Raw genomic sequence first — 22,251 nt, 5'->3', positions numbered from 1 at the left:
ATATTACCCGCGTTTTGCTAACTCAATAATTTCTAAATTTTTTATTTCTCCCTTGTGTAATTCAAAGCGTAACATAGTTCTTATTTTATGAAAACCATGGTTACCTGCAGCTCCAGGATTTAGGTGTAATAAATTTAGTTTTTTATCATATTGAACCTTTAAAATATGTGAGTGTCCACAAATAAAAAGTTTTGGTGGTTTTTTTTCTATCTCTTCTTTAATTCTAGGTTTGTATCTATTAGGGTAGCCTCCAATATGAGTTATCCAAACCGAAATATTTTCAACATTAAATCTTAAGTCTAAAGGAAACTCTAACCGTGCATCTTTATCATCTATATTGCCATAAACACAACGTAAAGGTTTTAGCTTTTTTATAGCATCAGTAACTTTTAAATCGCCAATATCACCAGCATGCCAAACTTCATCCGCTTGTTTTACAAATTTTAAAATTTGGTTATCAATATAACTATGTGTGTCGGATAATAATAAGATTTTCTTCACAGTTCAAAAATACTAATAACAAAATAAATTCCGTAATTTTGAATACTACAAAAACAAAATTTTTGAGGTATTTTATAGAACTATCTTATAACGGAAAAAATTATCATGGTTGGCAAATTCAACCAGATGCAATATCTGTTCAAGAAAAAATGAATTATGCTATTAGTACTATTTTGCAAGAAAAAATAGAAGTGGTAGGTGCAGGAAGAACAGATACTGGTGTACATGCAATACAAATGTTTGCGCATTTTAATGTAAACAAAGCACTAAAAGGAGATGTTATTTTTAAACTGAATTCTATTTTGCCAAATGATATTACAGTGGCCAAAGTTTTTTTGGTAGCAGATGAATATCATGCACGTTTTAATGCCTTGTCTAGAAGTTATGAGTATAGGATTTGGTTAGGTAGAAATCCTTTTTTGTTAGATTTTTCATGGCAAATTCACTCACAACAATTAGATCTACAAAAAATGAATGCTGCTGCACGCTTATTATTAGATTATACCAATTTTCAAACTTTTTCTAAAGTAAAAACAGAAGTATATACCTTTAATTGCGATGTTACAGAAGCAGTTTGGAAACAAGAAGGAAATTTGTTAACCTTTTATATTTCGGCAAATCGTTTTTTACGAAATATGGTAAGAGCCATAGTTGGCACTTTAGTAGATGTTGGTTTAGGTAAAATTACAGTAGAAGAGTTTAGAGCAATTATAGAAAGTAAAAATAGAGGAAACGCAGGTTTATCTGTGCCCGCAAAAGGCTTGTTTTTAACACAAATAAAATATTAGATTTTGGCAAATAAAACCGGAAATGCTTTTGATATGCAAATTTTTTTGCGATTAATGAGTTTTGCAAAAAAGTACAAATTAAACTTCTTTATCGCGACAGCTTCAACCATTACTTTAGCAGGTGTGGCTCTATTAACGCCTATAATTTTAAAAGAAACTGTAGATATTTATATTACAAATAAAGATTTAGATGGTTTAGTTTTTAATGTAATGTTAATGCTAGGGGTTTTATTATTAGAAGTTTTATTTAGATTTAGTTTTATTTATTACGCAAACTGGGTTGGGCAACATATTATACGAGATATTAGAGCTAAAATATTTCGTCATATTCTACAATTTAGAATGTCTTATTTTGATAAGAATTCTGTTGGTAAATTGGTAACTAGAGTAGTAAGCGATATAGAAACAATAGCAGCATTTTTTAGTTCTGGTGTTTTTACAATTGTTAGTGATGTGCTACAAATGTTTGCAGTAATTATAGTAATGTTTATTTTAAATTGGAAGTTGGCTTTTGTTGCCGTTGCTGTTTTACCAATACTTTTGTATGCGACTAAAGTTTTCCAAAAAGCTATAAAAGCTACTTTTCAAGAAGTTAGAAATCAAGTAGCCAATTTAAATGGTTTTGTGCAAGAAAGGGTTACAGGAATGAAAATTGTGCAATTATTTAATCGCGAAAAAATAGAATACAAGAATTTTAAAGAAATAAACAATAAGCACAAAGAAGCTTACGTAAAAACCATTTGGTATTTTTCTATTTTCTTTCCCATTGCAGAGATTTTATCATCAATTGGTATTGGTTTAATTGTTTGGTTTGGTAGTAAACAGGTAATTGGTAACCAGGTTCCTGGTCCAGGAACTGTAATGGCATTTGTACAAATGGCACAAATGCTATTTAGACCTTTAAGACAAATTGCAGATAAGTTTAACCAATTGCAAATGGGTATTGTTTCTGGTGAGCGTGTTTTTAAAATTATTGATACAGAAAGTGCTATTTCTAAGAATGGAACAATTAAAGCAACCAACTTAAAAGGAAATATTAGTTTTAAAGATGTTAGGTTTAGTTATGTAGAAGGAGAGGAAGTGTTAAAAGGAATAAATTTAGAGGTAAAAAGTGGACAAACAGTTGCTATTGTTGGTGCAACAGGCGCAGGAAAATCAACAATTATAAACTTAATTAATCGTTTTTACGAAATTAACAGCGGTACAATTTCTGTAGATGATCTGGCTATAGATAATTATAAATTAGATACGTTAAGAAATCAAGTTGCCATTGTTTTGCAAGATGTTTTCTTGTTTTCAGATTCAATTTTAAATAATATTACTTTAAAAGATAGCTCTATTACAGAAGAAATTGTAATTGAAGCAGCTAAGCAAATAGGAATTCACGATTTTATAATGACGCTTCCAGGTGGTTATCATTATAACGTAAAAGAACGTGGTGCAATGTTATCATCTGGTCAAAGACAATTAATTGCTTTTTTAAGAGCATATGTAAGCAAACCAAGTATTTTAATTTTAGATGAGGCCACTTCTTCTGTAGATGCACATGCAGAACAAATGATACAATACGCAACAGAAACAATAACAAAAGATAGAACTTCTATTGTAATTGCGCATAGATTAGCCACTATAAAACAAGCAGATAAAATTATTGTAATGGATAAAGGTCTTATTGTTGAAGAAGGAACACATGCAGTACTTTTAGAGAAAGAAAACGGTTATTATAAAAACCTTTACAATAAGCAATTTAGTTTAGATGTAGCTTCTTAGTATTTTTAGTTACATTTGTTATTCAAAAACTAATTAACAAATTAACAGATGAAAAAAACAGTATTATCAATTTTTGTAGTTTCAGCACTAGTATTTACGTCATGTAAAAAAGCTACAGAAGGGGCAAAAAACTTAAAAGACGCTACAGTAGAAACAGCGGGTGAAGCTGCAGACGCAACAAAAGATGCAGCAAATGCTGTGGTTGATGGTGCAAAAGATGCAACCAAAACAGTTGTAGATGCAACAAAAGACGGAGCAAATGCTGTAGTAGATGGCGCAAAAGATGCAGCAAATAGTGCAGTAGACGCAACAAAAGATGCAGCAAATGCTGCTGTAAACAATGTAAAGGATGCAGCAAATACTGCAGTAGATAGTGCAAAAGACGCAGCGAATACTGCAGTTGAAGGAGCAAAAGATATGGTAAGTTCTAAATTAGAAGGAGTTACTATACCTACATTTTCTAATCCTGCAGTTACAGAAAATTTAAAAGAATATGCAGCTTATGCAAAAGATTATATTGCAGCAAAAGGTAACACCTTAAAAATATCTCAGTTGGCGCCTAAAGGAGCCGAGTTATTAGCAAAAGGTAAAGAGTTATCATCTAGTTTAAATGCGGCTGAATTAACAAAATATAATAGTGTAATAGCTACGATAAAATCTAAGTTGACTGCTGCTGGTAAGTAATAATTAGCGCACTTTTAATAATTTAAAAGGTTCTCATTTGAGAACCTTTTTTTACATTAAATCTTTTTTAAATTTCTCATTAAGCTCAATAATATCTTTATAAAGCACAAAGCCACCGTCTTTTATATAAGAAATTTCTCCAGTTTCTTCAGATACTAATAAGCAAACTGCATCTGTTTTTTCTGATACACCAATTGCTGCTCTATGCCTTAAACCAAATCTTGCAGGAATTTTTGTACTATCAGAAATAGGTAAAATAACTCTGGTTGCTACAATATTATTATCTCTAATAATTAAAGCACCATCATGTAAAGGGCTGTTTTTATAGAAAATACTTTCTAAAAGTGCCTCGTTTAAAAGAGCATTCATTTTATCACCAGTATTAATTAAGAAATCTAAACTATTGGTTCTTTCAATAACAATTAAAGCACCTGTTTTAGAAGTAGCCATTTTTTTACAGGCTTCTAAGATTGTCTCTGTATCTATTTCTGAATTAATTTCTGTTTGTAAAAATTTAAGTTGTTTTAAAAAATTACGCTTATTGGTAAAGTTTGTGGTACCAATCATTAATAAAAATTTACGTATTTCTTGTTGAAATACAATAATTAACGCAATAACACCTCCAGAGAGTAAATAACCCAAAATACCACTTAACATTTCCATTTTAAGAGCTTGTGTAATTTTCCAGATTAAGAAAATAAATGCAATACCAATTACAATATTAATGGCTACTGTTCCTTTTAAAAGTTTGTAGGTGTAATAGAGTAATGTTGCTACTAACAATATGTCTAAAACGTCTAATAAAGAAAATTCAATAAAATCGAACATGGAAATGAGGTAACATTTTAGGCTAAAGTACTAATAATTATTTGGGAGCACAATATGAAAAATTGATTTCTGAGTTTGAAAATAGAAGAATGTATTTTGTTTTAATTCTACCTACCTTTTCTTGCATATGTTTGAAAGGTTAAAATGTTGTGGTATTAATTTTTTTGCAAAAAGGTTATACTTTTAGATTTCTTTACGAATTGGTTTTTAAGATTTCTATTTGTAGTTTGATGTGGCCTTTTGCAGCTGATTATACCAATAGCTAGCAAACCAATCTAGCCGGGATTGAAGCGACATCCTTTTTGGAGGTACGACAAAAAGATATAGCGGAAAGCGCGATTTTGCTTCAAAAAAAACTACAATACTTGATTTACAATTTTTATGGCTTCTGTGGCTTCTTTAACATCGTGCACGCGTAAAATATTTGCGCCGTTTAAAAGCGCAATAGTATTTGCAGAGGTTGTTGCGTTTAGGGCTTCTTGTGCAGAAATATCTAAGGTTTTGTACAACATAGATTTTCTAGATATACCTGCTAAAATTGGTGCGTCTAAACTTTTATATAGTGCTAAGTTTTTTAAAATCTCGTAATTGTGTGCAATTGTTTTGCCAAAACCAAAGCCCATATCTATAATAATATCGTTTTGTTTTAGTTGGTGTAATTTAAAGATTTGTTCTGCAAAAAACGTTATAATTTCTTTGTTTACATCTTTGTAAACTGGGTTTTTCTGCATGTTTTGTGGCGTGCCTAACATGTGCATTAAAATATAAGGTACTTGCAGTTTTGCAACAGTTTTAAACATGTTTTCGTCCATTTTTCCACCAGAAATATCATTAATAATTGCTGCACCTGCAAGTACGGTTTCTTGCGCAATTTTACTTCTAAAAGTATCTACAGAAAGTATAATATCAGGAAAATTTTTTAGTAATAAATTAATTACAGGCAAAATTCTTTGCAATTCTTTTTCTTGGCTAATGTGTTTTGCTCCTGGTCTAGAAGAGTAGGCGCCAACATCTATAAATGTTGCACCTTCTGAGAGCATTTTTTCGGTTTGTTTTAATATGTCTGAGGCGTTTTTATATTTACCACCGTCATAAAAAGAATCTGGTGTAATGTTTAAAATACCCATTACTTTGGGTGTGCTTAAATCTACAAGTGTGCCTTTACAATTTATTGTCATTTTATTTTACAACTTTATTTATAACATGGCTAATTTTTGGTGCTGTATAGTTGCGCATTTGCTGCATTAATGTTTCTACTGAATTGGCAACAATTAGCAATTTTTTATTTATGGGTTTTATGTAACCTTCATCAATCATTTTATCTATTTGTTGCAGCATTGCATCAAAAAAACCATTTACATTTAATAAGCCAATTGGTTTTTGTTCTATCTGTAATTGGTTTAAGGTAAGTGCTTCAAAAAGTTCATCTAACGTGCCAAAACCTCCAGGAAGTGTAATGTAACCGTCTATTAATTTGCTCATAATTACTTTTCGATCGCTCATTTTGTCGCAAACTATCATTTCTTTAACACCAGGATGTATAACTTCTTCTTTTTCTAATAATTTAGGAATTACACCAATAACTTCTCCGTTTTGATCTAGAATTGTATCTGCTATGGCGCCCATCATTCCTATTTTACCACCTCCGTAAACCAAGCCAATATTGTTTTTAGCAAAATAGTTACCTAATTCAATAGCAGTTTCTTTGTAAATAGTATTAAAACCAAGGCTAGACCCACAAAAAACAACAACTCTTTTCAAATGATTAGTATTTAAAATTCTTTTGTAAAAATAAAAGAAAAGCCTAGAGTATTTAGTATTTTTGGGGAAATACTTTTTTAATTTATGAAAAAGCAAGATACTGCAAAGCAATATGATGCTGTTATAGGGGAATGTAGAAGTTTGTTTATTAAAAAAATGAGCGATTATGGAAGTGCATGGAGAATTTTACGTTTGCCTTCTTTAACTGATCAAATTTTTATTAAGGCAACTAGAATTAGGCAATTGCAAGAAAATGAGGTTAGAAAGGTAGATGAAGGTGAAAAATCTGAATTTATTGGAATCATTAATTATTCCATTATGGCTTTAATTCAACTAGAAAAAGGTGTAGTAGAAAACCCAGATTTAAATGTTGAAGACGCCACTATTTTTTATGATAAGCATATTAAAATAACCAAAGATTTAATGCTAAATAAAAACCATGATTATGGCGAAGCTTGGAGAGATATGCGTGTATCTAGCTTAACAGATTTAATTTTGCAGAAATTATTACGCGTAAAACAAATTGAAGACAATAAAGGAAAAACTATTGTTTCTGAAGGTATTGACGCAAATTACCAAGATATGATTAATTATGCGGTTTTTGCAATGATACATTTGGCGTAGCGTTTTTTTGGGTTTAAAGTTTACTAATTCTTAGGCTATAATTATTTTAGTTTTTGATTGCTTACGTAAAGAACTTTAAAAATATCAAACAAAAATATTGCATTGCAAATAAGTAAATAATAATACAAACATGATTTTGAAAATACTAGTACAACTCTCAAGAATAATAGTAGGTGCCTTGTTTATTTTTTCGGGCTTTGTAAAATTGGTAGATCCAATTGGTTCCCAATATAAATTTCAAGAATACTTTTCTGAAGGTGTTTTAAATATGGAATTTTTAGTGCCTTATGCATTACCTTTTGCAATATTGTTAATTATTGCAGAAATTCTTTTAGGAGTTATGATTTTGGTTGGTTACAAACCTAAAGTAACCGTTTGGAGTCTGTTTTTTATTACGTTAATATTCTTATTTTTAACATGGTATTCTGCGTATTATAACAAAGTTACAGATTGTGGTTGTTTTGGAGATGCCATAAAATTAACACCTTGGGAAACTTTTTATAAAAACATAATTCTTATTGCATTAATTCTTTTGTTAGTAATAAAGGTAGCTGTAATTAAACCAATTTTTGCCGGTAAAATACCAAAAGTAATTACCTTTTTATCTTTATTTGTTTTTCTGTTTATTGTACAACATGTGTTAACGCATTTGCCAATTGTAGATTTTAGAGCTTATGCTATAGGCAAGAATTTGCAAGAAGGAATGCAATATCCAGCAGATGGTTCTATTCCGCCAGTGCATGATTTTGTTCTAGAAAACGAGCAAGAAGACTTGGCACCAATACTTTTAGATAAAGAAAAGGTAATGTTGGTAATTGTTTACAATTTAGAAAAAGCAAATAAAGAAGGTTTTGCCAAGATTAAAAATATAACAGATAAAGCCATAGCAAAAGGTTATACTGTTTATGGTGTTTCTGCATCTTTTACAGATGATTTATTAGCAGCAAAAAAAGAACACAATTTAGCGTTTGATTTTCTTTTTTGTGATGAAACCACATTAAAAACTATGATTCGTGCAAACCCAGGAATTATGGTTTTAAATAAAGGAACAGTTACTCAAAAGAAAAATTGGGTAGATGCAGAGGATGTAGAATTATAAAGATTTCTTTTTTCTTTTTTCTGGTATTTCTGTAAGTTTTAAACCTTTTTCATCTTTAAAAAATGCATGTTTTGGGCTACCAATAAATTGGGAAGTATAAATACTAGAATGACCAGAAAACAGGTAAGAAGTTGTACAAGCCAGCGCAATAAAAACGCCAGACTCTATACCAAATAATTCAATACCCATAATAGTACAAGCAATTGGTGTGTTGGTTGCGCCTGCAAAAACAGCTACAAAACCCATTCCTGCTAATAATGGCATTGGCAAGGGTATAAACCAAATTAATACATTGCCTAAAGTAGCACCAATAAAAAATAATGGTGTTACTTCGCCGCCTTTAAAACCTGCGCCCAATGTAAAAGAGGTAAACAATATTTTTAGTAAAAAATCATAAGAATTTAAGTTGATGTTAAATGCATCTACTATGGTAGGTACACCCAAACCAATATATTTTGTTGTACCCATAAAATAAACAGCAACAGCAATTACAATTCCGCCAATTACAGGTCTTAAAGGTGCATAAGAAATATGTTTTTTGAATAATTTACCCCAAAAATGCGTAGATTTAGAAAATAACATACTTGCCAAACCAAAAATAATACCTGCCAATAGCGCCCAGAAAATAGCAGAAGGTGTTAAATGTACTACTTCAGAAATACTATAATGTGTATGATGAGAAATTTGCCAAACATCACAAAAGTAATTGGCAAAAACTGCGGCTAAAAAACTAGGAATAATAGCATCAAAACGCATGCTACCAATAATTAATACTTCTAAAGCAAAAATAGCACCCGCTAAAGGTGTGCCAAATACAGAAGCAAAACCAGCGCTAATTCCGCAAATTAAAATAAGTTTTCTATCAAATTTAGAAAGTTTAAAAAGTTTGGTAAACTGGTCTGCAATTGCAGCACCAACTTGTACGGCAGTTCCTTCTCTACCAGCAGAACCACCAAATAAATGAGTAAGTATGGTACCTATAAATACTAAAGGCGCCATTTTAAAAGGAATCACTTTTTTAGGTTCGTGATATTCATCTAAAATTAAATTGTTTCCTTTTACAACACTTTTACCATATAAATGATAAGATAAACCAATTATAAAGCCTGCAATGGGTAATAACCAAATAATCCAAATATTGTTTTCTCTATAATGTGTAGCCCATTCTAAAGACCATAAAAAAACGGCAGATGCACTACCTGAAAAAGCACCAATAAGCAAGCAGATAAACGTCCATTTTAAAAGAAAAAGCAACGAAAAGCTTTGTTCGATAGCGAAAAATAAACGTTTGATTTTATCCATAACTTGGGTTGATGGACAAAAATAAACAAATAAAAACAAAGCAGTATTTTATCTGCGGAATTGATGCTACAGAATGACATTTGAGTTTTTTAATTTATCTTGTAGCAAAATCAAAAAAAATAGATCGTATGAATTTACTGGTAACCTATCAATCTGAAGAAAAACATGCAATAATTACTATAGATAACGGAAAAGTAAATGCAATTTCTCATGAAGTAATTGAAGGATTGCATGTTGCTTTAGATAAAGCTTCCGAAGAAAATAAGGTGGTAATTATTACTGGTAAATCTGGTGTTTTTTCTGCTGGTTTCGATTTAAAAGTGATGACAAAATCACCACAAGCTGCAAAGGATTTGGTTACAAAAGGCTCGCAATTATCTTTAAAAATGTTGTCTTTTCCACAACCAATTATTATAGCTTCTTCTGGCCATGCAATAGCCAAAGGTGCTTTTTTATTGCTTTCTGCAGATTATAGAATTGGTGTAAAAGGCGATTTTAAAATAGGTTTTAACGAAGTGCAAATTGGTATGACCATGCACCATGCAGGAATTGCAATTGCAAAAGCGCGTTTAAGTGAAGTGTATTTGAACAGAAGTGTAATTAATTCAGAAATTTACAATCCTGAACAAGCTATAGCTGCTGGTTTTCTGGATTTGGTAGTTGAGCAAACACATTTATTACCCACTGCAATTAAAGTAGCACAAATGTTTTCGAAATTAAACAAAAAAGCACATGCAGAAACCAAACTTAAAGTTAGAAAACAGCATTTACAAGATTTAGAAAATGCAATTGAATTAGATTTAGAGAGTGATATTTCTGTAAATTCTTAAAGTATATTTGAGTCTTTTAGTTTATTTGCAATAGAAATCTACTTGAAACTGATTATTCAGTTTTAAATTGTACGCTAACTTACATTTAAAATAATACACATAAAAAAGCCTTTAAAGTAAATATTTAAAGGCTTTTTTAGATGTATTTTCGAAAAATTATAGTGAAAATGCAGTTTTAATTTTATCTACATAATCTAATTTTTCCCAAGTAAAGGTTTCTACTTCTTCAGAAACGGTTTCTCCCATTGGGTTTGTAAATGTTACCGTTTTAACTTCTGGTGTTCTTCCCATATGCCCATAAGCCGCAGTTTCAGAATAAATAGGTGTTCTTAATTTTAAACGTTGTTCTATAAAGTAAGGACGCATATCAAAAATTGCTTCTACTTTTTTACTGATTTCTCCATCTGTTAAATTCACGTTTGCTGTACCGTAAGTTTCTACATTAATACTTGTTGGTTTTGCAACACCAATAGCATAAGAAACTTGTACTAAAACTTCTTTACAAAGACCAGCAGCAACCAAGTTTTTGGCAATATGTCTTGTAGCGTAAGCGCCAGATCTATCTACTTTACTTGGGTCTTTTCCAGAAAAAGCACCACCACCATGTGCACCTTTACCACCATAAGTATCTACAATAATTTTTCTACCAGTTAAACCAGTATCTCCATGAGGACCACCAATAACAAAAATTCCTGTTGGGTTTATGTGGTAGGTAATACTATCTGTAAATAATTTTTGAAGATGTGCAGGCAATTTAGCAACCACTCTAGGAATTAATATTTCTACAATATCTTTTTTAATTTTAGATAACATTACGTTCTCAGATTTGTCAAAGTCGTCATGTTGTGTAGAAATTACAATTGCATCTATTCGCTGTGGTACATTATCATCAGAATACTCAATAGTTACTTGAGATTTAGCATCTGGTCTTAAGTAGGTAATATCTTTATTTTCTCTTCTTAATGCAGCCAATTCTATTAACAATCTATGAGAAAGTTCTAATGCTAGTGGCATGTAGTTTTCGGTTTCATCCGTTGCATAACCAAACATCATACCTTGGTCTCCTGCACCTTGTTCTTCTGGAGAAGAACGGTCTACACCTTGATTAATATCTGGAGATTGCTCATGTATTGCAGACAAAACTCCACAAGAATTGCCGTCAAACATATATTCACCTTTAGTATAACCAATTTTGTTAATTACGTCTCTAGCAATTTTTTGAACGTCTAAATATGTGCGTGATTTTACTTCACCTGCTAACACTACTTGCCCAGTTGTAACTAAAGTTTCACAAGCTACTTTACTAGACTTATCAAAAGCTAAAAAATTATCAATTAAAGCATCAGAGATTTGATCTGCAACTTTGTCTGGGTGTCCTTCAGAAACACTTTCTGAGGTAAATAAATATGACATAAAATTATTCTTTTATATTAAATATTTTCAATTTTTATTCAATTGAATTTCTAGAAAAAAGTAAATAGATTGCGTTGGTCGCCAAAAGAAGTAGATACTTACTGCTTTAGCATTTTGTCCTAAACTTGTTTTAGAATCTTAAAATAGAAGTATCCTAAAAATAGTAAAGGGTACAGAAACAAATTCTGCACGAGAGGTTGCAATCAGTTCAAATTTTTCCTCTTAATGAATTGCAAAGTTACGTTTTAAAATGAAATACAAATATTTTTTTGTTATAATTATTTCTGATGGTGTTATCAATTAAATATTATTAGAGTAGCTTTTACTTTAACTCAAACAGGTTTAAAAGTGTTTGGTGTTTATTTTAGTTACTTTTTTTTAGATTAAAAAAGTGAAGTTTTATTTGGATTTTAATTTTTTCTATAACTATATTTGCATACACAAAGTTCAATAACTTATTGAAATGTTATCAAGAAAGGCAGAGGGAATAGACCCGTTGAAGCCTTAGCAACCCTTTTTGTGAGGAAAAGAAGGTGCTAAATTCTACTTAATTTCAGATTCATTTATCAGAAATTGGATAGATAACTCAAAAACAATTACTATTCTTTGTAATTGTTACATTCTTAATAACATTTTTCTAGTAAGTCCATCAATTTAAAATAATATTGATGTATTTGGCTTTTGTTTTAATCTCAAATTGTATCAAAATACATAGTTTTGGTGCTTTTTAAAAATGGAATTCCTGTAAAACAGGAGCTTTAATTAACTCAAAAAAAATAGAAAAATGAGTACACACAAATTAGCAACCAACGCGTTGCATGCAGGACACGATGTAACAACAAATGGAGGCGCTAGAGCAGTACCTATTTACCAATCTACAGCTTATGTTTTTAACAATTCAGAACATGCTGCAAACCTGTTTTCTTTAAAAGAATTAGGCTTTATTTATACGCGTTTAAACAATCCAACAAATCAAATTTTACAAGATCGTTTGGCAGCCGTAGAAGGTGGTATTGGTGCAGTAGTTTTTGCATCTGGAACTGCAGCAATTTCTACAGGTTTAATGACGCTTTTAAAGGCTGGAGATCATATTGTAGCATCAAGCAGTTTGTACGGAGGAACTTATAATTTGTTAAGTGTTACTTTACCAAGATTTGGAATTACAACTACGTTTGTAGATGCTTCTGACCCAGAAAATTTTGGAAAAGCTGTACAAGAAAATACAAGAGCTATTTTTGTAGAATCTTTAGGAAACCCAAAATTAGATGTGTTAGATTTAGAAGCAATATCTGCACAGGCTAAAAAAGCAGAAGTACCTTTTATTGTAGACAATACAGTGGCAACGCCATCTTTATTAAACCCAATTAAACATGGTGCAGATTTGGTTATTCATTCTTTAACCAAATATATTGCTGGTCAAGGAACTTCTTTAGGAGGTGCAATTATTGATGCAGGAACTTTTAATTGGGCAAACGGTAAATTTCCAGAATTTACAGAGCCATCTGCAGGTTACCATGGTTTAAAATATTACGAAACTTTAGGTGCAGCATCTTTTGTTTTTAAATTAATATTAGAAGGATTACGTGATTTTGGTGGCGCATTAAGTCCAACAAACGCGTTTAATATTATTCAAGGTTTAGAGACTTTGCCTGTGAGAATTCAAAAACATTCAGAAAATGCGTTGGCATTGGCAGAATGGTTAGAGCAACAAGAAGAGGTTGCTTGGGTAAATTATCCTGGTCTGGCTAGTAATAAATACAAAGCATTATCAGATAAATATTTACCAAAAGGGCAAAGTGGAATAGTAACTTTTGGACCTAAAGGAGGTTTTGAAGCGGCAAAAACAATTGCAGATAAAACTAAATTATTCTCTTTACTAGCTAATATTGGAGATACAAAATCATTAATTATTCACCCTGCAAGTACAACACATCAACAATTAGATGAAGCAGAACAAGCAAGTGCTGGTGTTTCTCAAGATTTAATTAGATTATCTGTTGGTATAGAAGATTTAGAAGATTTAAAAGCAGATTTAAAAGCAGCTTTTTCTGAAATATAAACCATAATTTTACATTACAAGGGGTTTTAAAACCTCTTGTAATAAAATAGTAAGATCTGAAACATCCTTTGAAACATATCAAAATAAAAAATTTCACTACAGAAGCTAGTGTAATTATTTCTGAACTAAATTTAAGCTATCAAGTTTTTGGTTTACCTTTAGGCACAGCGCCTATTGTTTTAATAAATCACGCGCTTACTGGTAATAGTGATGTTGCTGGCGAGCAAGGTTGGTGGTTAGCTATTGTTGGAGAAAAAAAGGCAATTGATACGAATGCGTATACAATTCTTTCTTTTAACATTCCAGGAAATGGTTTTGATGGATTTTTAATTGATAATTATAAAGATTTTATAGCTAGAGATATTGCAAAAATATTCTTAGAAGGTTTATCCATTTTAAAAATTGATAAACTTTTTGCCTTAATTGGTGGCTCTTTAGGAGGTGGAATTGCATGGGAAATGATGGTGTTAAACAATTCGTTTACGCAACATTTTTTGCCAATTGCAACCGATTGGAAATCTACAGATTGGTTAATTGCCAATTGCCAAATTCAAGAACAATTTTTGGTAAACTCTAGCAATCCCGTTCATGATGCACGTATGCACGCCATGTTGTGTTATAGAACTCCAGAATCTTTTAAAGAACGTTTTAAGCGTTCTAAAAGAGAAGATTCAGATATTTTTAATGTAGAAAGTTGGTTGTTGCATCATGGTAAATCTTTGCAAGAACGTTACCAACTATCTTCATATAAACTAATGAATCAATTATTAAAAACTATTGATGTAACTGTTGGAGGAGAAAAATCTGAAAATATCTTAGATAAAATTACTGCTAACATACATATTATAGGTGTAGATTCTGATTTGTTTTTTACGGCAGAAGAAAATAGAGAAACACATAAAAAACTGGCCCTAACAAAAGACAATGTTACCTACAACGAAATAAATTCGGTACATGGGCATGATGCTTTTTTAATGGAATATGACCAGTTAGAAAAAATTATTGGACCTATTTTTAATAAAGATTACAGAGAAAATAAAATGAAAATTTTAAAATTTGGTGGCAAATCATTAGCAAATGGTCAAGGATTACAAAATGCCATAGAAATTATAGTTGATAAATATAAAAACGGAGATAAAATAGCAATTGTAGCCTCTGCCAGAGGAAATGCTACAAATCAATTAGAGGCTATTTTAGATCTTGCCAGTAGTAAAAAAGAGTATAAACTAAAGTTTGAAGCATTTAAAAAAGACCAAAAAGCACCAATTAATGCTATAAATTTTGATGAAGAATTTACCAAATTACAAACCATTTTCGAAGGAGTTTTTTTATTAGGAGATTATAGTAACAAAATAAAAGATGAAGTTTTAGCACAAGGCGAATTGTTATCTGTAAAATTACTAGCAAGCTTATTAGAAAAAGAAGGTATTAATGCAAAAGCTGTAGATGCAAGAGCATTAATAATTACAGATGATAATTTTGGTAATGCACAACCTATTACTGCTGTTTCTAAAGAAAACACAAATCGATATTTTAAGAAAAACAACAATGCTATAGCTGTTGTAACCGGTTTTATTGCGGCTAATAAAAAAGGAGAAACTACAACTTTGGGTAGAAATGGAAGTAATTATACTGCAGCTTTATTGGCAAATTACCTAGATGCAGAAGAGTTGCAAAACTATACGCATGTTAGCGGTATTTATACTGCAAATCCAGATTTGGTTGCAGATGCAAAAAAAATAGCACAATTATCTTTCTCAGAAGCAAATGAGTTGGCAAATTTTGGTGCTACTATTTTACATGCCAAAACTATTATTCCGCTTTTAGAAAAAAATATAGATCTTAGAATTTTAAATACATTTCAAAAAGAAGATCAGGGTACATTAATTACGGCAGAATCTTCTACAAAGGGCATCAAATCTATCTCAACATTAGACAATGTTGCACTTTTAAATTTTGAAGGAAGAGGTTTGTTGGGTAAAGTTGGTGTAGATGCTAGAATTTTTAAGGTATTAAGTAATAAAAACATCAGTGTAAGTATAATTTCTCAAGGTTCATCAGAAAGAGGAATTGGTTTAATTATAGATGCAGATAGGGCAACAGAAGCAGTTTTAGCTTTAGAAAATGAGTTTGAAAACGATTTTTATTCACAAGATGTAAATCAGATTTCTGTAGTAAAAAATGTGGCAGTAATTTCTATCATTGGGCAAGATTTAAGTGAATTTCATTTGCCATATAACGCACTAATTAAAAACCAAATTGTACCTGTTTTATTCAACAATACTGTAACTGGTAAAAATGTAAGTTTAGTAGTTAAAAAAGAAGAATTACCAAAAGCAGTTAATGTAATTCACGGTCAGGTTTTTGGTGTTACAAAGAAAATAAATATAGCCATTTTTGGCAAAGGTTTGGTTGGTGGTACATTAATTGATCAAATTATAGAAAATACACCTTCTGTTTTAGAGCGAAGAAAATTGCAGCTAAATGTTTTTGCAGTTGCAAATTCTAAAAAAGTGTTGCTTCGTAAAAACGGAGTTGACAAAAATTGGGAGCAAGATTTACTAGAATCTGGTAACGAAAACTGTTCGATATCAGACATTACGGCGTACGCAGAAGAACATCATTTTGAGAATTTAATTGCGGTAGATAATACTGCAAATGAAGACTTTGTTGCCAATTATATTCCATTAATAGCGGCTGGTTTCGATTTGGTTTCTTGTAATAAAATTGCAAATACCTTGTCTTTTGATTTCTATAAAGAGGTAAGGGCAAAATTAAAAGAATATAAAAAGCAGTATTTGTATGAAACCAATGTTGGTGCAGGTTTACCTTTAATAGATACCATTAGATTATTGCATGAATCTGGAGAAAATATTACAAAAATAAGAGGTGTTTTCTCAGGAAGTTTAAGTTATTTATTTAATAATTTTTCTGAAAAAAACGAACCTTTTTCTAAAGTGCTACAAGAAGCCATAGACAAAGGTTTTACAGAACCAGATCCAAGAGAAGATTTAGGAGGAAATGATGTAGCTAGAAAATTACTAATTTTAGCAAGAGAATTAGAATTAGAAAATGAATTGGATGAAGTTGCTATTAAAAATTTAATTCCTGAACATTTAAGAGAAGGGTCTGCTAGAGATTTTTTAACAAAGTTAGATTTGTTAAATGATGAATATCAACAAATAAAAGAAGCGCAAAAAGCAAATCATGTTTTAAGATATATTGGAGAATTAAGTGGCGATTTATCAAAAAATAAAGGTATTTTAGAGGTAAAGTTAGTTTCTACAGAAAAAAACACACCATTAGGTTCTTTAAAAGGATCGGATGCAATTTTTGAGATTTACACAGAATCTTATGGAGAGCAACCTATTGTAATTCAAGGAGCAGGTGCAGGAGCAAGTGTAACAGCAAGAGGTGTTTTTGGAGATATCTTAAGATTAGCAAAACATAATAATTAGTTTTTGGTTGATGGTTTTTGGTTGTTAGTTAGCACCAAAATCCAACAACTAATAACCAACAACTATCAACTAAAATGAACAAACATTTCGAAACAGAAGCCATAAGAAATCAAACAGAAAGAACACAATTTTCTGAGCATTCAACACCATTATATTTAACATCTAGTTTTGTTTTTGATGATGCAGAAGAAATGCGCGCTTCTTTCGCAGAAGAAAAGCAGCGAAACTTATATAGTAGATTTACCAACCCAAATACTACAGAATTTACAGAAAAAATAGTAAAAATGGAAGGTGCAGAGGCAGGTTATGCCTTTGCTACAGGTATGTCATCCATATTTTCAACTTTTGCAGCTTTATTAAATGCAGGAGATCATGTTGTTTCTTGTCGTTCTGTTTTTGGTTCTACACATTCCATGTTTACTAAATATTTACCAAAATGGAATATAGAAACGTCTTATTTTAAGGTTGATGAGGTAGCTTTAGTAGAAAGTTTAATTCAAGAAAACACAAAAATTCTTTATATAGAAACCCCTACAAATCCTGCTATAGATATTTTAGATTTAGAATTAATTGGTAAAATAGCTAAAAAACACAATTTAATTTATATTGTAGATAATTGTTTTGCAACACCTTATGTGCAACAACCTATTAAATTTGGTGCAGATTTGGTAATTCATTCTGCAACAAAATTAATAGACGGCCAAGGTAGGGTTTTAGGAGGTATAATTGTTGGTAAGGCAGATTTGTTACGTGAAATTTATTTATTTGCCAGAAATACAGGACCTGCAATGTCTCCTTTTAATGCATGGGTTTTGTCTAAAAGTTTAGAAACTTTAGCAGTTAGGGTAGAAAAACATTGTGAAAACGCATTAAAAGTTGCAGCGTTTTTAGAATCGCAAGAAAATGTTGAATTTGTAAAATATCCATTCTTAAAATCACATCCACAGTACAAAATTGCAAAAAAGCAAATGAAGTTAGGTGGTAATATTGTTGCTTTTGAAATTAAAGGTGGTATAGAAGCCGGAAGAACGTTTTTAAATAAAATAAAAATGTGCTCTTTGTCTGCAAACTTAGGAGATACAAGAACCATTGTAACACATCCATCTTCTACTACTCATGGGCGTTTGTCTGAAGAAGATCGTTTAGAAGTTGGTATTACTAAAGGTTTGGTTAGAGTTTCTGTGGGCTTAGAAAATGTGGCAGATATTATAGAAGATTTAAAACAAGCTTTAGACTAAAATAAAATTCTGTAGTTTTGTAAAATGCTTTCAAAGAAAACAAAATACGGAATTAAAGCGCTTACTTTTTTAGGTAAGCAAGAAAAAAACACGCCAATTGCTATTGCTGTTATTTCTAAAAGCGAAAATATTTCTTTAAAATTTTTAGAAAGTATTCTTTTAACACTGCGTAAAAACGGTGTTTTAGGATCTAAAAAAGGCAAAGGTGGTGGGTATTACTTATTAAAGGAGCCAAGAGAAATTCAAATGACTTTAGTTATGCGTATTCTAGAAGGACCAATTTCTATGGTACCTTGTGTAAGTTTAAATTTTTATGAAAAATGTGATGATTGCGCAGATGAGGCTGCTTGCGCGGTACATAAACTAATGGCAAAAGTTAGAGATAATACACTACAAATTTTTAAAAATACAACCTTAGCAGATTTGTGTGATTGCTAAATAGATAATCTGATTTCTTTTTTGAAAGTAATTTAATAACTATTGGTTTTAATAGGTAGATTATGATGTCATATTCATAATATTTTTTTGTTTTTATTATTAATCTATTAAATCTGTAGGGTAATGCCAATTATTAGCAATTTTTAACGACTTAAGTATAAAAAATAATGTACGTTTGTAATCCCTATTAAACTTATAGGGTATTTGAATTATTTAATTATTATGATTTTAGATCAAATCATTTTTAGTAAAAAGACACGAGGTAAAGGTTTCGATGAGATTAGGGGCTCTGAAAAACCTTTACGAAGTGTTGTAAAAGCGTTAAGCTGGAGATTAATAGGTACTATAGATACACTAATTGTTTCTTATTTTATAACAGGAGAAATATTATTAGCAACCTCTATAGCATCTGTAGATTTTTTAACAAAACTAGTTTTGTATTTCTTTCACGAAAGAATATGGAATGCCATAAAATGGGGAAAATAATGAGCCTTAATTTAGAAGAAATAAATAAAGAATTACAAGGTAAAAGTCCAGAAGAAATTATTTCTTGGGCTATTACTGTGGGCGTAAACCCAGTGATTACCACAAATTTTAGACCTTACGAAGTGGCTATTTTAAATGCGGTAACCAAAGTAAAAAAAGATATTAAAGTTATTTGGTGCGATACAGGTTACAATACCGTTCAAACCTATAAACATGCAGAAGAAATTATTCAGAAATTAAAGTTAAATGTAAAGCTATATACGCCAAAACAAACGGTTGCACATAGAAATGTAGTTTTAGGAGTGCCTTCTATAGAAGATCCTAAACATGCAATTTTTACAGAGCAGGTTAAGTTAGAGCCTTTTTCAAGAGCTATGGCAGAGCATAAACCAGATGTTTGGTTTACAAATTTAAGAAAAGGACAAACTGCATTTAGAGATTCTATAGATATTGTATCTAAAAGTAAAGATGGTGTGCTAAAAGTAAGCCCTTTTTACAATTGGTCAGATGCACAATTAGATGCTTATTTAGAAGCACAAAAATTACCAAACGAATTTGTTTACTTTGATCCTACTAAGGTAGAAGGAAACAGAGAGTGTGGATTACATATTTAAAATAATATAAATTTTATACTCTTAAAATATCCAATTAAGAGTTCCCTTCAATTTTAAGAAGGTTAGGGTAGGATAACAGATAATGTGGTTTGAATATCTAAAAGACATAATTATGAGTCAAAATATAATACAAGTAGATGCTCTAGAAAGCGAAGCAATTTTTATTTTTAGAGAAGTAGTAGCACAATTTGAAAAACCAGTGTTATTATTTTCTGGAGGAAAAGATAGCATAACTTTAGTACGTTTAGCGCAAAAAGCATTTTATCCAGCTAAAATTCCTTTTCCATTAATGCATATAGATACAGGACATAATTTTCCTGAAACTATAGAATTTAGAGATAGATTAGCCAAAGAATTAGGTGTAGAATTAATTGTAAGAAATGTACAAGACAATATAGATTCTGGCAGAGTAAAAGAAGAAACAGGTAGGTATGCAAGTAGAAATATGTTGCAAACAGAAACCTTACTAGATGCAATAGAAGAATTTGGTTTTGATGCTTGTATTGGAGGCGCAAGAAGAGACGAAGAAAAAGCGAGAGCTAAAGAAAGAATTTTTTCTGTAAGAGATGATTTTGGTCAATGGGATGAAAAAAATCAACGTCCTGAAGTGTTTGATATGTTAAACGGAAAAATAGATTTAGGACAAAATGTACGTGTTTTTCCAATTTCTAATTGGACAGAATTAGACGTTTGGTCTTACATAGAACAAGAAAATATAGAAATACCATCAATTTATTTTGCTCATAAAAGAAAAATATTTGTAAGAGATGGCATGATTTGGTCTGCAGATGATGCTGTTGTTTTTAGAGATGAAGAAGAAGTTGTAGTAGAAAAAATGGTGCGCTTTAGAACTGTAGGAGACATGAGTTGTACAGCAGCCGTTTTGTCTGATGCAGTTGATATTGCAAAAGTAGTAGAAGAAATTAGAGATTCTTCAATCTCAGAAAGAGGCGCAAGAATAGATGACAAGCGTTCTGAAGCAGCAATGGAAAAAAGAAAGCAACAAGGGTATTTCTAAAAATTAGTTATTAGTTTTTGTTGATGTTTTTTTGTAAAGAATCATCAACTAGAAACCAAAAACCACCAACCAAAAAATGAAAGTATTAAAAATAGCAACAGCAGGAAGTGTAGATGATGGTAAAAGTACCTTAATCGGTCGTATATTATACGATACAAAATCACTAACTGATGATAAATTAGAAGCAATAGAAGAAAAAAGTCGTCAAAGAGGTTTTGATTATTTAGATTTTTCTTTGGCAACAGATGGTTTAGTAGCAGAACGCGAACAAGGAATTACCATAGATGTGGCACATATCTATTTTTCTACACCATCTAAAAGTTTTATTATCGCAGATACGCCTGGTCATATAGAATATACCAGAAATATGGTAACAGGCGCTTCTACAGCGCAAGCGTCTATTGTTTTAATTGATGCTAGAAATGGTGTTGTAGAACAAACTTACAGACATTTTTTTATCAATAATTTACTACGTATTAAAGATGTGGTAATCGCTGTTAATAAAATGGATTTAGTAGATTTTTCTGAAGAAAAATTCAACGCAATCAAAGGAGAAATTGAATATTTAGCAAGCAAAAGCGAATATAAAGGACAAAATTTAACTTTTATTCCACTTTCAGCTTTAAAAGGAGACAATGTTGTTGATAAGTCTGAAAACATGGAATGGTACAAAGGGGAAACGCTAATGCATCATTTAGAAAGGTTAGAACCAGAAGATATTAATGATGCCTCGCAAACCCGTTTTCCTGTACAAACTGTAATTAGACCTAAAACAGAAGAATATCACGATTATAGAGGTTATGCAGGTAAAATTTATGGTGGAGATTTTGAAGTAGGAGATGAAGTAGCAGTTTTGCCATCACAAACAAAATCGAAAATAAAAAGTATTAATTTTTTCGATAAAGAATACCAAATAGCAAAAAGAGGAAGTTCTGTAAGTCTTACTTTAGAAGACAACGTAAATGTAAGCAGAGGAGATATGTTGGTAAAAGTAACAGAAGAGCCAACAATAGCAAAACAATTAGAAGCAACAATTTGTTGGATGGATAAAGAACCATTGCAAGCATCACAAAAATATTACATTAAACACGGTGTAAATGATGCCCAAGCAAAAATAACACAGTTAAAAAGTATTATTAAAACAGATTTTTCTGGAATAGAAGAAAATCCATCTGAATTGGTTTTAAATCAAATAGGAGATATTCAAATAAAATTAAGTAAATCTTTAGCTTTTGATGCGTATAGCAATAATAAATCTAATGGGTCCTTTATTTTAATTAATCCGAAAACAAACAATACTGTAGGAGTAGGTTTTATAAAATAGAAAAGCAAAAAGTTAG

Annotated in this window: 20 protein-coding genes and 1 riboswitch; of the genes, 14 read left to right on the top strand and 6 right to left on the bottom strand. The window is 30.8% G+C overall.

All coding sequences use genetic code 11. The features are described 5' to 3' along the window. Positions 1 to 3: 3 nt before the first annotated feature. The gene (locus Q0762_RS02385) at positions 4 to 501 is read right to left on the bottom strand and encodes a metallophosphoesterase family protein (RefSeq protein WP_298763233.1); all 498 of its coding nucleotides are present in this window, start codon (positions 499 to 501) and stop codon (positions 4 to 6) included. Between the two features lie 62 nt (positions 502 to 563). On the opposite strand from Q0762_RS02385, the gene truA reads away from it, so the two are divergent. Genes truA through Q0762_RS02370 form a run of 3 tightly spaced genes read left to right on the top strand, consistent with a single transcriptional unit; the run spans position 564 to position 3,743 of the window. Continuing rightward, positions 564 to 1,289: a tRNA pseudouridine(38-40) synthase TruA gene (gene truA, locus Q0762_RS02380; RefSeq protein ID WP_298763231.1), complete on the top strand. Its 726-nt coding sequence runs from the start codon at positions 564 to 566 to the stop codon at positions 1,287 to 1,289. Between the two features lie 3 nt (positions 1,290 to 1,292). Further along, positions 1,293 to 3,059, top strand: a complete 1,767-nt coding sequence (locus Q0762_RS02375) for an ABC transporter ATP-binding protein (RefSeq protein ID WP_298763229.1) — start codon at positions 1,293 to 1,295, stop codon at positions 3,057 to 3,059. Between the two features lie 48 nt (positions 3,060 to 3,107). Further along, complete coding sequence (locus Q0762_RS02370) at positions 3,108 to 3,743, top strand: hypothetical protein (protein WP_298763228.1); 636 nt, start codon at positions 3,108 to 3,110, stop codon at positions 3,741 to 3,743. 51 nt (positions 3,744 to 3,794) lie between these two features. Here the strand turns inward: Q0762_RS02370 and cdaA are convergent, their stop codons facing one another. From cdaA to Q0762_RS02355, 3 genes are all read right to left on the bottom strand, one after another. After that, a complete protein-coding gene (gene cdaA / locus Q0762_RS02365) occupies positions 3,795 to 4,571 on the bottom strand; it encodes a diadenylate cyclase CdaA (protein ID WP_298763226.1) in 777 nt (258 codons plus the stop codon). Between the two features lie 356 nt (positions 4,572 to 4,927). Continuing rightward, entirely contained in the window at positions 4,928 to 5,749 is an 822-nt protein-coding gene (gene folP, locus Q0762_RS02360) for a dihydropteroate synthase (RefSeq protein WP_298763225.1), read from the bottom strand. Position 5,750: 1 nt separating this feature from the next. Beyond that, positions 5,751 to 6,332: a TIGR00730 family Rossman fold protein gene (locus tag Q0762_RS02355; protein WP_298763224.1), complete on the bottom strand. Its 582-nt coding sequence runs from the start codon at positions 6,330 to 6,332 to the stop codon at positions 5,751 to 5,753. A gap of 84 nt (positions 6,333 to 6,416) precedes the next feature. Between Q0762_RS02355 and Q0762_RS02350 the strand changes: the two genes are divergently transcribed. Both Q0762_RS02350 and Q0762_RS02345 read left to right on the top strand, forming a co-directional pair. Further along, complete coding sequence (locus Q0762_RS02350) at positions 6,417 to 6,956, top strand: DUF1599 domain-containing protein (RefSeq protein WP_298763223.1); 540 nt, start codon at positions 6,417 to 6,419, stop codon at positions 6,954 to 6,956. Between the two features lie 130 nt (positions 6,957 to 7,086). After that, the gene (locus tag Q0762_RS02345) at positions 7,087 to 8,055 is read left to right on the top strand and encodes a BT_3928 family protein (RefSeq protein WP_298763221.1); all 969 of its coding nucleotides are present in this window, start codon (positions 7,087 to 7,089) and stop codon (positions 8,053 to 8,055) included. On the opposite strand, the gene Q0762_RS02340 is transcribed toward Q0762_RS02345, so the two are convergent. Then, positions 8,050 to 9,357 (bottom strand): voltage-gated chloride channel family protein, encoded by a 1,308-nt coding sequence (locus Q0762_RS02340; protein ID WP_298763219.1) that lies wholly within the window; start codon positions 9,355 to 9,357, stop codon positions 8,050 to 8,052. The genes Q0762_RS02345 and Q0762_RS02340 overlap by 6 nt on opposite strands. A 128-nt stretch (positions 9,358 to 9,485) precedes the next feature. Here Q0762_RS02340 and Q0762_RS02335 point away from each other — a divergent pair, with 128 nt between their 5' ends. Continuing rightward, positions 9,486 to 10,187 (top strand): crotonase/enoyl-CoA hydratase family protein, encoded by a 702-nt coding sequence (locus tag Q0762_RS02335; protein WP_298763218.1) that lies wholly within the window; start codon positions 9,486 to 9,488, stop codon positions 10,185 to 10,187. 156 nt (positions 10,188 to 10,343) lie between these two features. Here the strand turns inward: Q0762_RS02335 and metK are convergent, their stop codons facing one another. Further along, on the bottom strand, positions 10,344 to 11,600 hold the full coding sequence (gene metK / locus Q0762_RS02330; RefSeq protein WP_298763216.1) for a methionine adenosyltransferase: 1,257 nt from the start codon (positions 11,598 to 11,600) through the stop codon (positions 10,344 to 10,346). A gap of 463 nt (positions 11,601 to 12,063) precedes the next feature. Continuing rightward, positions 12,064 to 12,188: riboswitch (SAM riboswitch) on the top strand. A 196-nt stretch (positions 12,189 to 12,384) separates the two neighbouring features. Between metK and Q0762_RS02325 the strand changes: the two genes are divergently transcribed. The 8 genes from Q0762_RS02325 (at position 12,385) to Q0762_RS02290 (ending at position 22,235) form a co-directional block, all read left to right on the top strand. Next, positions 12,385 to 13,659 (top strand): O-acetylhomoserine aminocarboxypropyltransferase/cysteine synthase family protein, encoded by a 1,275-nt coding sequence (locus tag Q0762_RS02325; RefSeq protein WP_298763214.1) that lies wholly within the window; start codon positions 12,385 to 12,387, stop codon positions 13,657 to 13,659. Positions 13,660 to 13,715: 56 nt separating this feature from the next. Next, positions 13,716 to 17,117, top strand: coding sequence for a bifunctional aspartate kinase/homoserine dehydrogenase I (gene thrA, locus Q0762_RS02320; protein ID WP_298763531.1), 3,402 nt, complete (start codon positions 13,716 to 13,718; stop codon positions 17,115 to 17,117). A 74-nt stretch (positions 17,118 to 17,191) separates the two neighbouring features. Further along, positions 17,192 to 18,355, top strand: a complete 1,164-nt coding sequence (locus Q0762_RS02315) for an aminotransferase class I/II-fold pyridoxal phosphate-dependent enzyme (RefSeq protein ID WP_298763212.1) — start codon at positions 17,192 to 17,194, stop codon at positions 18,353 to 18,355. Between the two features lie 24 nt (positions 18,356 to 18,379). Continuing rightward, positions 18,380 to 18,793, top strand: a complete 414-nt coding sequence (locus Q0762_RS02310; RefSeq protein ID WP_298763210.1) for an Rrf2 family transcriptional regulator — start codon at positions 18,380 to 18,382, stop codon at positions 18,791 to 18,793. Positions 18,794 to 19,015: 222 nt separating this feature from the next. Continuing rightward, complete coding sequence (locus Q0762_RS02305; RefSeq protein WP_298763528.1) at positions 19,016 to 19,279, top strand: DUF2061 domain-containing protein; 264 nt, start codon at positions 19,016 to 19,018, stop codon at positions 19,277 to 19,279. Continuing rightward, positions 19,279 to 19,893, top strand: a complete 615-nt coding sequence (locus Q0762_RS02300) for a phosphoadenosine phosphosulfate reductase family protein (protein WP_298763208.1) — start codon at positions 19,279 to 19,281, stop codon at positions 19,891 to 19,893. The genes Q0762_RS02305 and Q0762_RS02300 overlap by 1 nt, the downstream gene beginning before the upstream one ends. Positions 19,894 to 20,005: 112 nt before the next feature. Next, the gene (gene cysD, locus Q0762_RS02295; protein ID WP_298763207.1) at positions 20,006 to 20,911 is read left to right on the top strand and encodes a sulfate adenylyltransferase subunit CysD; all 906 of its coding nucleotides are present in this window, start codon (positions 20,006 to 20,008) and stop codon (positions 20,909 to 20,911) included. A gap of 76 nt (positions 20,912 to 20,987) precedes the next feature. After that, positions 20,988 to 22,235 (top strand): GTP-binding protein, encoded by a 1,248-nt coding sequence (locus Q0762_RS02290; RefSeq protein WP_298763205.1) that lies wholly within the window; start codon positions 20,988 to 20,990, stop codon positions 22,233 to 22,235. The last annotated feature ends 16 nt before the right edge of the window (positions 22,236 to 22,251 follow it).

The organism is uncultured Polaribacter sp., from assembly GCF_947495205.1.
In the GTDB taxonomy this organism is placed as follows: Bacteria; Bacteroidota; Bacteroidia; order Flavobacteriales; family Flavobacteriaceae; genus Polaribacter.
Note: the sequence above shows the minus strand (reverse complement) of the source record. Positions and strands in the feature narration are given on the sequence as shown.

Bases quoted from the DNA above. Each gene is read 5' to 3' on its own strand.
- Q0762_RS02370 (WP_298763228.1), top strand. From the start codon at position 3,108: ATGAAAAAAACAGTATTATCAATTTTTGTAGTTTCAGCACTAGTATTT.
- Q0762_RS02310 (WP_298763210.1), top strand. From the start codon at position 18,380: ATGCTTTCAAAGAAAACAAAATACGGAATTAAAGCGCTTACTTTTTTA.
- Q0762_RS02345 (WP_298763221.1), top strand. From the start codon at position 7,087: ATGATTTTGAAAATACTAGTACAACTCTCAAGAATAATAGTAGGTGCC.
- Q0762_RS02335 (WP_298763218.1), top strand. From the start codon at position 9,486: ATGAATTTACTGGTAACCTATCAATCTGAAGAAAAACATGCAATAATT.
- Q0762_RS02290 (WP_298763205.1), top strand. From the start codon at position 20,988: ATGAAAGTATTAAAAATAGCAACAGCAGGAAGTGTAGATGATGGTAAA.
- Q0762_RS02315 (WP_298763212.1), top strand. From the start codon at position 17,192: ATGAACAAACATTTCGAAACAGAAGCCATAAGAAATCAAACAGAAAGA.
- cysD (WP_298763207.1), top strand. From the start codon at position 20,006: ATGAGTCAAAATATAATACAAGTAGATGCTCTAGAAAGCGAAGCAATT.
- folP (WP_298763225.1), bottom strand. From the start codon at position 5,749: ATGACAATAAATTGTAAAGGCACACTTGTAGATTTAAGCACACCCAAA.
- Q0762_RS02340 (WP_298763219.1), bottom strand. From the start codon at position 9,357: ATGGATAAAATCAAACGTTTATTTTTCGCTATCGAACAAAGCTTTTCG.
- metK (WP_298763216.1), bottom strand. From the start codon at position 11,600: ATGTCATATTTATTTACCTCAGAAAGTGTTTCTGAAGGACACCCAGAC.
- Q0762_RS02305 (WP_298763528.1), top strand. From the start codon at position 19,016: ATGATTTTAGATCAAATCATTTTTAGTAAAAAGACACGAGGTAAAGGT.
- Q0762_RS02300 (WP_298763208.1), top strand. From the start codon at position 19,279: ATGAGCCTTAATTTAGAAGAAATAAATAAAGAATTACAAGGTAAAAGT.
- cdaA (WP_298763226.1), bottom strand. From the start codon at position 4,571: ATGTTCGATTTTATTGAATTTTCTTTATTAGACGTTTTAGACATATTG.
- Q0762_RS02325 (WP_298763214.1), top strand. From the start codon at position 12,385: ATGAGTACACACAAATTAGCAACCAACGCGTTGCATGCAGGACACGAT.
- Q0762_RS02350 (WP_298763223.1), top strand. From the start codon at position 6,417: ATGAAAAAGCAAGATACTGCAAAGCAATATGATGCTGTTATAGGGGAA.